This is a genomic window from Klebsiella pneumoniae (genome assembly GCF_000742135.1).
GTDB lineage: Bacteria > Pseudomonadota > Gammaproteobacteria > Enterobacterales > Enterobacteriaceae > Klebsiella > Klebsiella pneumoniae.
In genome coordinates, this window is sequence record NZ_KN046818.1 from 454274 (window position 1) to 467692 (window position 13419).

At 54.6% G+C, this 13419-nt stretch carries 15 protein-coding genes and 2 tRNA genes; 10 read left to right on the forward strand and 7 right to left on the reverse strand.

What is annotated here, in order from left to right; all coding sequences use genetic code 11:
* Positions 1-200 precede the first annotated feature (200 nt).
* From pobA to bglJ, 4 genes are all read left to right on the forward strand, one after another.
* Positions 201-1385: a 4-hydroxybenzoate 3-monooxygenase gene (pobA, locus tag DR88_RS22760; protein WP_004146953.1), complete on the forward strand. Its 1185-nt coding sequence runs from the start codon at positions 201-203 to the stop codon at positions 1383-1385.
* 16 nt (positions 1386-1401) lie between these two features.
* Positions 1402-2283, forward strand: coding sequence for a helix-turn-helix domain-containing protein (locus tag DR88_RS22755; protein ID WP_032443787.1), 882 nt, complete (start codon positions 1402-1404; stop codon positions 2281-2283).
* 265 nt (positions 2284-2548) lie between these two features.
* The gene (locus DR88_RS22750) at positions 2549-3271 is read left to right on the forward strand and encodes a helix-turn-helix transcriptional regulator (protein ID WP_002887645.1); all 723 of its coding nucleotides are present in this window, start codon (positions 2549-2551) and stop codon (positions 3269-3271) included.
* On the forward strand, positions 3232-3906 hold the full coding sequence (gene bglJ / locus DR88_RS22745) for a DNA-binding transcriptional activator BglJ (protein WP_002887647.1): 675 nt from the start codon (positions 3232-3234) through the stop codon (positions 3904-3906). The genes DR88_RS22750 and bglJ overlap by 40 nt, the downstream gene beginning before the upstream one ends.
* A 5-nt stretch (positions 3907-3911) precedes the next feature.
* On the opposite strand, the gene DR88_RS22740 is transcribed toward bglJ, so the two are convergent.
* The gene (locus tag DR88_RS22740; protein WP_004151383.1) at positions 3912-4370 is read right to left on the reverse strand and encodes a YbaK/EbsC family protein; all 459 of its coding nucleotides are present in this window, start codon (positions 4368-4370) and stop codon (positions 3912-3914) included.
* Positions 4371-4707: 337 nt separating this feature from the next.
* Here DR88_RS22740 and DR88_RS22735 point away from each other — a divergent pair, with 337 nt between their 5' ends.
* Positions 4708-6051 carry a PTS cellobiose transporter subunit IIC gene (locus tag DR88_RS22735; RefSeq protein ID WP_004146960.1) on the forward strand — a complete coding sequence of 448 codons (1344 nt, stop codon included), beginning with the start codon at positions 4708-4710 and terminating at the stop codon, positions 6049-6051.
* 49 nt (positions 6052-6100) lie between these two features.
* On the opposite strand, the gene fhuF is transcribed toward DR88_RS22735, so the two are convergent.
* The 3 genes from fhuF to DR88_RS30280 form a co-directional block, all read right to left on the reverse strand.
* Positions 6101-6889, reverse strand: a complete 789-nt coding sequence (fhuF, locus tag DR88_RS22730; RefSeq protein WP_023288218.1) for a siderophore-iron reductase FhuF — start codon at positions 6887-6889, stop codon at positions 6101-6103.
* 106 nt (positions 6890-6995) lie between these two features.
* On the reverse strand, positions 6996-8042 hold the full coding sequence (locus DR88_RS22725) for a GGDEF domain-containing protein (protein WP_002887653.1): 1047 nt from the start codon (positions 8040-8042) through the stop codon (positions 6996-6998).
* A 23-nt stretch (positions 8043-8065) separates the two neighbouring features.
* Positions 8066-8236, reverse strand: coding sequence for a hypothetical protein (locus DR88_RS30280; protein WP_004221147.1), 171 nt, complete (start codon positions 8234-8236; stop codon positions 8066-8068).
* A 70-nt stretch (positions 8237-8306) separates the two neighbouring features.
* Between DR88_RS30280 and DR88_RS22720 the strand changes: the two genes are divergently transcribed.
* Entirely contained in the window at positions 8307-8546 is a 240-nt protein-coding gene (locus tag DR88_RS22720) for a DUF1435 domain-containing protein (protein ID WP_002887654.1), read from the forward strand.
* A gap of 21 nt (positions 8547-8567) precedes the next feature.
* Here DR88_RS22720 and DR88_RS22715 read toward each other — a convergent pair.
* From DR88_RS22715 to rsmC, 3 genes are all read right to left on the reverse strand, one after another.
* A tRNA-Leu gene (locus DR88_RS22715) sits at positions 8568-8654 on the reverse strand.
* Between the two features lie 28 nt (positions 8655-8682).
* Positions 8683-8769 (reverse strand) — tRNA-Leu (locus tag DR88_RS22710).
* A gap of 171 nt (positions 8770-8940) precedes the next feature.
* Positions 8941-9969, reverse strand: coding sequence for a 16S rRNA (guanine(1207)-N(2))-methyltransferase RsmC (rsmC, locus tag DR88_RS22705; RefSeq protein ID WP_032443788.1), 1029 nt, complete (start codon positions 9967-9969; stop codon positions 8941-8943).
* 102 nt (positions 9970-10071) lie between these two features.
* On the opposite strand from rsmC, the gene DR88_RS22700 reads away from it, so the two are divergent.
* The 4 genes from DR88_RS22700 (at position 10072) to prfC (ending at position 13272) form a co-directional block, all read left to right on the forward strand.
* Positions 10072-10485: a DNA polymerase III subunit psi gene (locus DR88_RS22700; RefSeq protein ID WP_004146046.1), complete on the forward strand. Its 414-nt coding sequence runs from the start codon at positions 10072-10074 to the stop codon at positions 10483-10485.
* The gene (gene rimI, locus DR88_RS22695) at positions 10454-10900 is read left to right on the forward strand and encodes a ribosomal protein S18-alanine N-acetyltransferase (RefSeq protein WP_004214431.1); all 447 of its coding nucleotides are present in this window, start codon (positions 10454-10456) and stop codon (positions 10898-10900) included. Before DR88_RS22700 ends, rimI begins: the two co-directional genes overlap by 32 nt.
* Positions 10901-10914: 14 nt before the next feature.
* The gene (gene yjjG, locus DR88_RS22690; protein ID WP_004146044.1) at positions 10915-11592 is read left to right on the forward strand and encodes a pyrimidine 5'-nucleotidase; all 678 of its coding nucleotides are present in this window, start codon (positions 10915-10917) and stop codon (positions 11590-11592) included.
* A gap of 90 nt (positions 11593-11682) precedes the next feature.
* The gene (prfC, locus tag DR88_RS22685) at positions 11683-13272 is read left to right on the forward strand and encodes a peptide chain release factor 3 (RefSeq protein ID WP_002887711.1); all 1590 of its coding nucleotides are present in this window, start codon (positions 11683-11685) and stop codon (positions 13270-13272) included.
* The last annotated feature ends 147 nt before the right edge of the window (positions 13273-13419 follow it).

Genomic DNA, 13419 nt, shown 5'->3' on the forward strand with positions numbered 1-13419 from the left:
CAAATAATGTGCAAAAATTCCCAGTCTGCGGGGCGGCAGAATTTGAAGCATCCCACACTTTTGCCAGTTTGGTGAAAAGTGCAATTTTTGTCGCCATTCATCCCTTCTTTTTCCCCACTGACTTATCAAAAATGCAGAAAAGCACTTTTATTAAACATAAATTATACAAATAATTAACACTGCAAGAGTGAGACATCCCTATGAAGACACAGGTCGCGATTATTGGCGCGGGCCCCTCCGGGCTGCTGCTGGGGCAGTTGCTGCACAACGCCGGGATCCATACCGTGATCCTTGAGCGTCAAACGCCGCAGTATGTGCTGGGGCGCATCCGCGCGGGAATTCTGGAAAGCGGCACCGTCGATCTGCTACGCGAAGCGGGCGTGGCGCAGCGGATGGATGCCGAAGGCCTGGTGCATCATGGGGTGGAGTTTCTGTTTGACGGCCAGCGGGTGCCCGTCGCACTGAGCGAGCTAACCGACGGTAAGAGCGTAATGGTTTATGGCCAGACCGAAGTCACCCGCGATCTGATGGCTGCCCGGGCCGCCAGCGGCGCGCCGATCGTCTATGGCGTGAGCGAGGTGGCTATCCATGACGCCAAAAGCGACCGGCCGACGATCACCTACCTCAGCGAAGGGGAAACCTGCCGTCTGGAGTGCGATTTTATTGCCGGTTGCGACGGTTTCCACGGCGTATCGCGGCAAAGTATTCCAGCTGGCATTTTGCAGACCTACGAGAGCGTGTGGCCGTTTGGCTGGCTAGGCCTGCTGGCGGATACGCCGCCGGTCAATCCGGAGCTTATTTATGCGCACCATCAGCGGGGGTTTGTATTGTGCAGTCAACGCTCACTGACTCGCAGCCGCTATTATCTGCAGGTTCCGCTGAGCGATAAGGTTGAAGCATGGTCGGACGAGCGCTTCTGGCAGGAGCTGAAAAGCCGCTTGCCGGAGGAGCTGGCATCCAGGTTAGTGACTGGTCACTCACTTGAGAAGAGCATTGCCCCCCTGCGTAGCTTCGTCGTGGAGCCGATGCAATATGGGCGGTTGTTCCTGGTGGGGGATGCGGCGCATATCGTTCCGCCAACCGGGGCGAAAGGATTAAATCTGGCGGCATCGGACGTGAACTATCTGTGGCGGATTCTGCGCGAATACTACCATCGTGGCCGCAGCGATCTGCTGGCGGCCTACTCGCAACTGGCGCTGGATCGGGTCTGGAAAGGGGAACGCTTTAGCTGGTTTATGACCCGCCTGCTGCATGATTTTCCGGATCAGAACGCGTTCGACGCTAAAATGCAGGCCGCCGACCGCCGCTACTATCTGGGCTCGCGCGCCGGGCTGACCACCATCGCGGAAAACTACGTGGGCTTGCCCATGGAGCGTGTCGCCTGAATTAAGAGGAGTCATCATGCCGTTCGTTCAAACCGTGCCCGTATTTAAGCTGTATGGCGAAGAGTGCGGCTGGCCGACGCCGGACCTGCTACACTGTGAGTCGATTTTACAGCGCAGCAGCCTGTATCAGTGGCATATTCGCGTCCATCAGCATGCGGAAATGGTCCAGCTTCTCTATCTGCATCAGGGGCGGGCGGAGATCGAAATTGAAGGCGCCACCGCGGTGATGACGGAGTCCTGCATCCAGGTGGTTCCCGCCCTCTGTATTCACGGGTTTAATTTTTCACCCGGGACGCAAGGGTTTGTGCTCTCTCTGGCGCTGCCGCTGCTGAGCCGGTTTGAAAATCAGTTCGGTCGCCCTCTGGATGTGCTTAGCGTGCCGCAGTGTGTGCCGGTGGGCCGTTCTCGCGGGCGCATGCATACGCTGTTTTCAGCGCTTCGCGAGGAGTACTGCGAAGAGCACGATGCGCGAGAAATGATGCTCTATTCGCTGCTGGGGACGCTGTTGGTCTGGCTGAACCGACAGTGCCATCCCGCGTCCCCCGCGGAAGATAAAGCGGAGCGGAAGCGCAGCATGATGCGCCACTTCGCCCGCCTTATCGAGAGCCACTACCGACAGCATCTCCCGTTGGCGGAGTATGCGAAGCTGATTGGACTGTCGGTTACGCACTTAAATTATTTATGTCGTGAGTTTTATGGCTGTAGCGCTCTTGGAGTATTGCACCAGCGGTTGATGCTTGAAGCGCGACGCAATCTGCAGTACACCCGCATGACGATTACACAACTCTCTGATTATTTAGGGTTTAGCGATGCAGCCTATTTTTCGCGTTTTTTCCGTCGCTATAGCGGTATGTCACCCAAAGCATTTAGAGAAACAATTAAAAATAATGCTTCATAATGTTCAGTACTGAAATTATTTTTGCTAAATAATGTTTTTATCTTTTCTAATTTATTAGCGCAGGAACGTCTGTGTTAATATTAATCGCAAGTATACACGGCAATAATATTTTACACGGTATGACCACGGTTCGGTCGTTACGTATATCGTGTGCGCAGGCCATGAATATGATTTTAATATTCATCCAGGAAATGATATGGCGATAAAGTCGCTCGCCGATCGTTTGCAGGCAAGCGAAGGAACTTCGACAGGAAGCGGAGGTGTTATGTTACCAGGACAAGGTAAGTTTGGCGTCGTTATTAGTAAAATTCCCGTCATGCAATCAGGGTTAAAGGTGATCTTCAATGAGAACCTCCCTGATTACGAACTGAGTTTTTGTCGTTCTCATGATGAGCTCACCCTTTTACAACTGCGGCGGGCGGTGCTGGTTGTCGCGGATATCTCCGGCGAGATTGCGCACCCCCGAGCCGTCTGCGAGCGTTATTACTCCCTCATGACCCAGTACCGTGATATTCACTGGGTTTTTATGGTCAGCGACAGCCTCTATCCGTTGGCCGTTGAGCTATTAATTCGTCCTGAAAGCTCGTTGATCTCCGAGAGCGAGCCGGTTAACCGGCTGATTGAGGTGATTTGCGCCGGTAGCCGTGCGGCTGAACAGATTAGCCGTACGCTGTTTGCCGGGGATGAGGACAGCGATTTCGCAAGCTACCACTCTGCGGCGATGCTCACTCTTTCAGAGCGTAAAGTTCTGCGCCTTCTGGCGAAGGGGTGGGGAATAAACCAGATCGCCGCGCTGTTGAAAAAGAGTAATAAGACGATCAGCGCGCAGAAAAACAGCGCAATGCGTCGCTTATCGCTACGCAGCAACGCTGAAATGTATGCCTGGATCAACAGCGCGCAGGGAATGCAAGAGCTGAATATCAATTCAGCTTACGGGGAGCAAATGGAATGGAAAAAAATAGTACAACCCGCCATGTCGCCATCGTAGAAAAATGCGTGATGACGGAAATGGCATGGCGCTATATCTTTAGTCGTGAAGATAATCGCCGTTATCATATTCATCTGTTTAAAAATGTCAGTATGCTCAGGGCGGCGGAAATACCGTTTCCCTGGTCAACCATTATTTTTTCTCTTTCGGGAAGTCGTTCTTCACGAGCCGAGAGTCTGCTCTTTGTTCATGAAATGGCGCGGTGCCGGCCGGAAGTCCAAACGATTATTCTGGCTAATAATGAAAGTGAAATGCACCTGATCGGCCATCTTATGCCGGCCTGTTTGCACGGCATACTGAATAAATCCGCGCCGCGACGCGGGCTACAGGAGCGTTTGCTGCAGCTACTGGACAATCATCATCTCAGCGGCAGCGAACAATTTTGCGACAGAGAGGCGTGCAACGATCCGCTAAGCCCGACGGAGCACGCCATCCTTCGGTATATGTCGTGGGGATATTCGCTTTCTGATATTGCGATACAGCTCAACCGGAATATTAAAACGATCCGCGCGCATAAGTTTAACGCCATGACCAAGCTCGGAGTCCGCTCAGACATTGGTTTATTAAACGCGGCGGATATCCTGTTGCATTTACCGCTCAATAGTACGACCAGCGCCGTTAAACAGGTAGCGTAATGCGGCTATAAACACACATCTACCCATGTTGCATCGGTGAGCTGCGCCATGCGTTCTGGTTCAATGCGAACCGCGCTATGGATGGCTCCCGCTGCGGGTAGTACTTCCTGATAATGTCTGAGAGAGACGTCGCAGTAGACTGCCAGCGGGTTTTCCAGACCAAACGGGCAAACGCCGCCGACCGGATGACCGGTCCAGGTAACCACTTCATCGCTGCTTAGCATGCGTGCTTTCGCGCCAAAGGTCTCTTTCAGCTTTTTATTATCCAGGCGCGCATCGCCCCTGGCGACGATCAGTACAATCTTATCTTTGATCTTGAGCGACAGCGTTTTGGCAATTTGCCCCGGCTCAACGTTGTGTGCGGCAGCGGCAAGTGCGACGGTGGCGGTACTCTGATTTAACTCAATAATTTCGATATCGGGGGCGTGTTCGGCAAAAAACTGCCGTACAGACTGCAGACTCATTGGATTCTCCTGATTTAAGCCTGGTTAAATCTGTCACAAGCCTGGCGGAGTGTAAATATCAGCGCGGACAATCCAGATTCTTTCTATTTTGTCGATCTCCTTCACAATCGCCGTAACCGGTTACTGTAACCGGTTGCGGTTCTCTGCATTGAGATGAATACTGGAACAGTCACTTCTCCTTTTATTTATAACAAAAGAGCCGTGTATGAATCGTTGCCTCATGAGCAGTATAGCCGGTTGCACATCCGCCAGCGGCCTGCTGCGTCAAAAAGCGGTCATCGTAACGGCAGGGTAATCGTTGTTGGGCCAGTATCAATAGCCTGTCAGGAGGGCTACTATGTCTGCTAACCATGCTGCGTTTAATTTGATATTTCGCTTTGTAGAAAATTACATAAGCCCCATAGCAGGGCGGATCTCGTCGCAGCGCCACGTCATGGCTATCCGTGACGGATTTATCTCAGCGATGCCGTTTATGATCGTCGGATCGTTCCTGTTAGTGTTTGCTTATCCACCGTTCTCACCGGATACCACCTGGGGTTTTGCCCGCGCCTGGCTGGATCTGGCGAAAGAGTTTGAGGGGCGTATTCTGACCCCCTTTGATATGACGATGGGGATCATGTCGATCTACATCTGCGCGGCAATCTCCTATAACCTCGGTAAGCATTACGAGAAATCCAATCAGCTCGATCCCTTTATGTGCGCAATGCTGTCGATCATGGCCTTTTTGCTGATTGCCGCGCCGAAGACCAATGGCACGCTGCCGGTGGATAGCCTCGGGGGGACCGGGATCTTTACCGCCATCCTGGTGGCGATCTACTGCGTGGAGATGATGCGTTTCTTGAAAGCGCACAACATTGGGATCCGCTTGCCGGACCAGGTTCCGCCGATGATCAAAAACTCGTTTGATCTGTTGATCCCGGTGCTGGTGGTCGTGCTGACGCTCTATCCGCTGAGCCTGTTTATCCAGCACCATTTTGACATGCTGATCCCGCAGGCCATTATGGCCATTTTCAAGCCGCTGGTTTCGGCAGCCGACTCTCTGCCGGCAATTCTGTTGGCGGTGCTGATCGGCCACCTGCTGTGGTTTGCCGGGATCCACGGTGCGGCGATCGTGTCCGGGATGCTGCAGATGTTCTGGCTGACTAACCTCGGTATGAACCAGCAGGCGCTGGCCCAGGGCGCGCCTCTGCCGCATATCTTTATGGAGGCGTTCTGGACCTTCTTTATCGTGGTCGGAGGTTCCGGGGCGACCATGGGACTGGTGTTCTGTTATCTGCGCAGCCGTTCAGCGCATTTGCGCTCCATTGGACGTTTGAGCGTGGTGCCAAGCCTGTTCAATATCAACGAGCCGGTGATCTTTGGGACGCCTATCGTCATGAACCCAGTGTTCTTTATTCCGTTCCTGCTGGCGCCGATGGTGAACGCGGTGCTGGCCTGGGCGGCAATGAAGCTGGATCTGATTGGCCGCGTCATCTCCGTCGTACCATGGACGGCGCCAGCGCCAATTGGCGGCGCCTGGGCGTTGGGCTGGGATTTCCGGGCGGCGATTCTGGTCATTGTTCTGGCCTGCGTGTTGGCAATCATCTACTTCCCATTCTTTAAGGTATATGAGAAACAGCTGCTTGCTCAGGAAGCGGAAGAGGCCGAGCGGGCGGAGCAGGAGAGTCAACAGACCGCATAAATAGCAACGGGCGGTAAAGGCCGCCCGTTACTTTTCAGGTAAGTGGTAATTATTTAAGCGTACAGTCGCCGCACTGTTGGACATCCGGCAGGCGATAGCGCTGACAGCAGGTGCGCCGGACTAACTGCCCTTCACGCAGCATCACCGTTCGCCACAGCGGGTTATCCTGGCTATCGGCGAGTTGTTTTTCAAAAAAACAGTGCTGACGTAGCGCGGCAAGCCGCTCATCACCCAGCAGCGCGCGCATTTCCCCAAGATACCAGTTAATCAGATAGCCGGTATTGCTCCAGATAAGTTTGCTATTGATTTCGCCCGTCGCTGCCAGCGCCTCAACAACCGGCTGCAGGGTGCGCGTTACCAGGGCATCCATTCGCGCCTGCGGTGAAAGCCTCTCGATGTCGGCATCGCTATGCACATCAATCCAGAAGCAGGCCGCCCGGCCGCTTTCATGAAATTCGACATGGAAATGTTCTGGCGCCAGGCTGAGGCCTTGCGGTTCATTGAGCAGCGCCAGCATCAGCGGCGGCACCAGCAGGCCGATATACCATTGCGCCCAGAGCGAGAGCAGAGGCTTCTGTTCCCGAGGCAGCGTCGGCTGATGACGATAGATATGATCGGACCAGGTGGCCAGCAGGGAGCGCAAGGCGATGGGTTGCGACCATTCGGCAAGCGTTAACGCGTGCCGTGGGGCGGGTTCGTCAAGTCGCAGGAAATCGAGCAGGTGTGGGCGCAGGGTGGCGATTTTTTCCCGAATACTCTCCGCCAGGGCATGCTCAGCCGTCGGCAAAGGAGCCCGCCAGATAAGTTCATCGCTGAGAGGAAGGGAACGCCAGGCCATTCGATTTCCAGATACAAATCTAAATGATAATGATTACTGATATTAGTTGCTTGCAGGCGGCATGGCAAGGCTTTTATCGGCGCCGCGATGTCGCAGCGCGCGCAGGTCAACTGGCAAGAATAATGTTGCGGCCTTTATTTTTGGCCTCATAGAGTGCGCCGTCGGCGCGCGCCAGCGCTTGTTCAATGTTGTCATTAATGAGCGGCGTCAGGCCAATACTGATGGTGACGTTGGTGGCGACGCTTTCATTAAACATATGCGGGATCTTCAGGTCATAGACCCGCTGACGTATACGTTCGGCTGTCTTCCAGGCCGTTTCTTCGCTGCTATTGGTCAGCAGCACCATAAACTCCTCTCCACCAAAGCGGGCGACAATATCGCGTGAGCGTACAGCGTTGCGAATGGCAGCAGAGACGCGAATAAGCGCCTGGTCACCCATCATATGACCATAGTGATCGTTATAGGCCTTGAAGTGATCGATATCGAGGAGCAGCACGTAGTGGTTGTCGCCGTCCAGCGCCAGCAGGGTATCGAGGCGGTTTTGCAGTCCGCGGCGATTATACAAACCGGTCAGGGGATCGAGCATACTGAGATCGTTGAGCGTATTGCGTTCATGCATCAGTTTATCCATTAAACCCTGCGTAAAGGCATCGCTGCGCTTCTGGATAATATTTTGCAGGGTAATACCGGCTATAGGCAGCATAAAGCAGTAAGTCATACGCAACCATTGTTCCCCCTCCGCCATTATCAGGCAGGCAAGGAAAGTTGGTAAAGAGTGGAGGGTAAAGGCAGTGATATTATTGGAAAAAGCGATGGTGCCGATAAACAGAATGCTTAATAGGGCGATCACCAGATAGTTAAAATGCGGTGGTGTCAATAGCATCGCTTTTGTCACTACGTGCCATGCCCATAGCATGCCAAATAACAACGAGATAGTGGGAATATTTATTTTCGATTGCGGCCATTTCCAGTGCCAGAGCAGCAGCAGCCCGCTGCAGACGACGATCAGGGCGCAGGGCAGCGTAAAACGAACTACCGTAAATAGGGGGGTGACCAGCGACAGCGAGGAAGAAATGAAATTAAGCAGTAAAAAAAGCCGTAAGGAATATTGATATTTTTGTGCGTAGTGTGCTCGCCAGGTTTGTGCAGTCATATCGGAAGAATCATTATTAGTCGTTAAATTTCAAAATGATGAAAGCCAAAAATGAAGAGTCTGATAACAATGTGCAAAAAAAGGTTATTTGCAAAATAAGCAAAATATTTAATATATATCGATAATCCGCTTAATTTATCACCTTCATGAATGTATGTCATTACCGCGAACGTAAAGAAAAAGGGGCAGAGCACGTCGCAAATGACAAATGATAAAGATTATCATATGATATTGGTTATCATTATCGTTGTGAGAGGTGAAACCATGCTGCAGCGAGCATTAGGAAGCGGCTGGGGAGTGATGATTCCCGGCGCGCTAATTGTCGCTCTCGGGTATGCCGGAGTGTCGGCTGACGTATGGCGGGTACTGGTCGCGGTGGGCATGCTGATGTCCGCGGCGATGATCTGGCATCGTCAATTGCGCCATTTTATCCTGCTGCCATCGTGCGTCGCATTGATTGGCGGAATAATGCTGATGATTGTGGATATTAAACTGAGAGGATAATGCCGGGAGAGGGAAGAATATTGGTGCGAGGGGGGGGACTTGAACCCCCACGTCCGTAAGGACACTAACACCTGAAGCTAGCGCGTCTACCAATTCCGCCACCTTCGCCCAGTGCGAGCAATATCTTCGTGGATTATGGTGCGAGGGGGGGGACTTGAACCCCCACGTCCGTAAGGACACTAACACCTGAAGCTAGCGCGTCTACCAATTCCGCCACCTTCGCATACCATCGATACTCTGAAAGTATCGTTACCACGGAGGCGCATTCTAGTGGTTTTCGGCGACACGTCAATAGTTAATTATGCAGGTTGTATCGATTGCTGCAAAAATGGGCGGATTTGCCCGCGGGAAGCGCCAGCGGTACCAGGAGCGGGCCGCCGGCGTGAAAAGACGATTATTTTTTCGCCTGACGGGTCATAATGGTGCGATAGACCTTAAAGCGCCCGGTCTGAGCGATCACCTCATGGAAGCCGAACGTCTCATCCAGCACCTGCGGATACGGCAGGAAGGCGTTGGCGACAATGCGCAGCTCGCCGCCGCTGTTCAGATGGCGAACTGCGCCGCGGATCAGCGCCTGGGCGGCTTCGAGACTGGTCTGCAGGCCGTCATGGAATGGCGGGTTAGAGATGATCATGTCGAAGCGACCATTGACCTCGGAGAAGACGTTGCTGGCAAACACATCGCCAGCCAGGCCGTTGGCGGCAAGCGTCGCGCGGCTGGCTTCGACCGCCGGGGCGCTGACGTCGCACAGGGTGAGGCGCACTTTCGGTGAATGGCTGGCCAGCGCGGCGGCCAGCACGCCCGCGCCGCAGCCGACGTCGAGCACTTTCCCTTTGGTATGCGGCTCGAGGGTGGAGAGCAGCAGCTGGCTGCCGACGTCCAGACCGTCGCGGCTGAAGATGCCCGGCAGGGTTTTTATCGTCAGATTATCCAGTGTGTATTCGCCCCAGAATGCGTCGGCGTCGAAGGTCGGCTGCTTTTCCAGACGGCCATGATAGAGGCCACAGCGGCGGGCGCTATCCACTTTGTTTAATGGCGCGTATTCAGCCAGCATCTGCTCCGCGCTGCGGACGCCGCTGCGGTTTTCACCGACGACGAAAATGTCGCTTCCCACCGGCAGCAGAGAGAGCAGGTTCATCAGCTGGAACTGCGCCTCTGGTTTGTTCTTTGGCCAGTAGTAGATCAGGGTGTCGCATTCGGCGACGTCAGCGGCCTCAGCCACTAAGCTAAAACGGACGGTGTCACCCATCTGGCGGTTGAGGACCTGCCAGTGGTGGAACTGTTGGGTGTGGGCGCGGCTGGCCGCGGTATCCAGACGCGCAGGCAGGTCATCCTGCAGGTCACCGGCAAACAGAACGCGGGCGGACTCGAAATCATCACTGTGGCGCAGCAAGACTTCACTTGCCGGGGTAAAAGCGGACATGAAACACTCCTTCATTAAGACTGGCGCCGATTATAGTAGTTTGTTGGCGCAGATACGACGGATTTGCTATATTGCGCGCTTGTTTAACAGGAGTGTTTCGCTATGACATCCCGACGAGACTGGCAATTACAGCAGCTGGGCATTACCCAGTGGTCGCTGCGCCGACCGGGGGCGTTGCAGGGCGAAATCGCTATCTCGCTTCCTGAACATATTCGTCTGGTGATGGTGGCGGAAACCCCGCCGTCGCTGACAGAGCCGCTGATTGGCGACATATTACGCGCGCTGGCCGTGACGCCAGATCAGGTCCTGCAGCTGACTCCGGAGCGGGTGGCGATGCTGCCGCAGGACAGCCGCTGCAACAGCTGGCGGTTGGGCACAGAGGCGTCGCTGCCGCTGGCGGGCGCCCAGGTGTCCACCCCCGCTTTTGATGAACTCCAGACCAGCGCGCCGGCTCGCAGGGCGCTCTGGCAACAAATCTGCGCACATGAACACGATTTCTACCCTCAGCACGGCTGATTTAACCAAAGCCTGGCACATCGAAAAACGCGCCCACGCTTTCCCGTGGAGCGAACAGACTCTGGCCAGTAACCAGGGGGAGCGCTATTGCAACTATCAGCTGTCGGTAGATGGCGAAATGGCGGCTTTCGCCATTACGCAAGTGGTACTGGATGAGGCTACGCTGTTCAATATCGCCGTCGATCCCGCGTACCAGCGCCGCGGCCTGGGGCGAGCGCTGCTGGAGCATGTCATTGATGAAGTCGAAAAACTCGGCGTCGTCACGCTGTGGCTGGAGGTGCGAGCATCCAACGTTGCCGCCATCGCGCTGTATGAGAGCGTAGGCTTCAATGAGGCAACCATCCGCCGCAACTACTATCCTACGACCGACGGACGCGAAGACGCCATTATTATGGCTCTGCCAATCAGTATGTAACACAAGGTGATACGATGAAATGGGACTGGATTTTCTTTGATGCCGATGAAACGCTGTTTACGTTTGATTCTTTCAGCGGCTTGCAGCGGATGTTTCTCGACTACAGCGTGACCTTTACCGCCGAAGATTTTCAGGACTATCAGGCCGTGAACAAGCCGCTATGGGTGGATTACCAAAACGGCGCCATCACCTCGCTGCAGCTGCAGCACCAGCGTTTTGACAGCTGGGCGGAACGTTTGAATGTGCCGCCCGGGGAACTCAACGACGCGTTTATGAATGCGATGGCGGAAATCTGTGCCCCGTTGCCGGGCGCGGTCTCGCTGCTCAACGCGCTGCAGGGCAAGGTCAGAATGGGCATCATCACCAACGGCTTTACCTCGCTGCAGCAGACTCGTCTGGAGCGGACAGGTTTACGCGATCACTTTGATTTGCTGATTATTTCTGAACAGGTGGGTGTCGCCAAGCCGGACGCGCGTATTTTCGATTATGCGCTGGCGCAGGCGGGTAACCCACCGCGCTCGCGGGTGCTGATGGTCGGTGATACCGCCGAGTCGGATATTCGCGGCGGCGTGAACGCCGGACTGGCGACCTGCTGGCTCAATGCGCATCAGCGCGAGCTGCCGGCGGACCTCGAGCCGGACTGGACGGTGACCTCGTTAAGCGAACTGGAGCAGCTCCTGTGTAAACACTGATTGCCTCCCCCCCGTTGATGGGTAAAATAGCCGCAATTTTTCGTATTCCACATGCGTGGCCCATGGCCGCGTTTACTTAGAAGATTAATTATGACGTTGTCTCCTTATCTGCAAGAGGTGGCCAAACGCCGCACTTTTGCCATTATTTCTCACCCGGATGCCGGTAAGACCACCATCACCGAAAAGGTGCTGCTGTTCGGACAGGCGATTCAGACCGCCGGTACAGTAAAAGGTCGTGGTTCCAGCCAGCACGCGAAATCCGACTGGATGGAGATGGAAAAGCAGCGTGGTATCTCGATCACTACCTCGGTAATGCAGTTCCCGTATCATGACTGCCTGGTGAACCTGCTGGATACCCCGGGGCACGAAGACTTCTCCGAAGATACCTACCGTACCCTGACGGCGGTGGACTGCTGCCTGATGGTGATTGACGCGGCAAAAGGCGTCGAAGATCGGACCCGTAAGCTGATGGAAGTCACCCGTCTGCGCGATACGCCGATCCTCACCTTTATGAACAAACTTGACCGTGATATCCGCGATCCGATGGAGCTGCTGGATGAAGTCGAGAACGAGCTGAAAATCGGCTGCGCGCCGATTACCTGGCCTATCGGCTGCGGCAAGCTGTTCAAAGGCGTTTATCATCTCTACAAAGACGAAACCTACCTGTATCAGACCGGTAAAGGCCACACCATCCAGGAAGTGCGTATCGTGAAGGGGCTCAACAACCCGGATCTCGACGCGGCGGTGGGGGAAGACCTGGCGCAGCAGCTGCGTGACGAGCTGGAGCTGGTGCAGGGAGCGTCGAATGAGTTCGACAAAGATCTGTTCCTGGCCGGGGAAATCACCCCGGTCTTCTTCGGAACCGCGTTAGGTAACTTCGGCGTTGACCATATGCTGGATGGCCTGGTGGAGTGGGCCCCGGCGCCGATGCCGCGCAACACCGACACGCGTGAAGTCACCGCCACGGAAGAGAAATTCACCGGCTTCGTGTTTAAAATTCAGGCCAACATGGATCCGAAACACCGCGACCGCGTGGCTTTCATGCGGGTGGTGTCCGGCAAATATGAAAAAGGTATGAAGCTGCGTCAGGTGCGTATCGGCAAGGACGTAGTGATTTCCGACGCGCTGACCTTTATGGCGGGCGATCGCTCGCACGTTGAAGAAGCGTACCCAGGCGATATCATCGGCCTGCATAACCACGGCACCATTCAGATTGGCGATACCTTTACCCAGGGCGAGATGATGAAGTTCACCGGTATTCCGAACTTCGCGCCGGAACTGTTCCGTCGTATTCGCCTGAAGGATCCGCTGAAGCAGAAACAGCTGCTGAAAGGGCTGGTTCAGCTCTCTGAAGAGGGCGCGGTCCAGGTCTTCCGCCCGATCGCTAATAACGATCTGATCGTTGGCGCCGTCGGCGTGCTGCAGTTTGACGTGGTGGTAGCGCGTCTGAAAAGCGAATACAACGTGGAAGCGATTTACGAATCGGTCAACGTGGCCACCGCGCGCTGGGTTGAATCTACTGACGTGAAGAAGTTCGAAGAGTTCAAGCGGAAAAATGAAGTTCAGCTGGCGCTGGATGGCGGCGATAACCTGACCTACATCGCCCCGACAATGGTCAACCTGAACCTGACGCAGGAGCGTTACCCTGACGTGGTGTTCCGCAAAACGCGCGAGCACTAATCCCTGACGAAGCGCGGCGCAGGCCGCGCTTTTTTCTGATTACGCCCCCGTTCCCTTCCTTCTGGAAAGTTCTTAAAACACCGCTAATTCGTCTGTTTTTTATCCATATCCTCCGCAACCCCTTCGTCTGTCTACTATATTTAATTC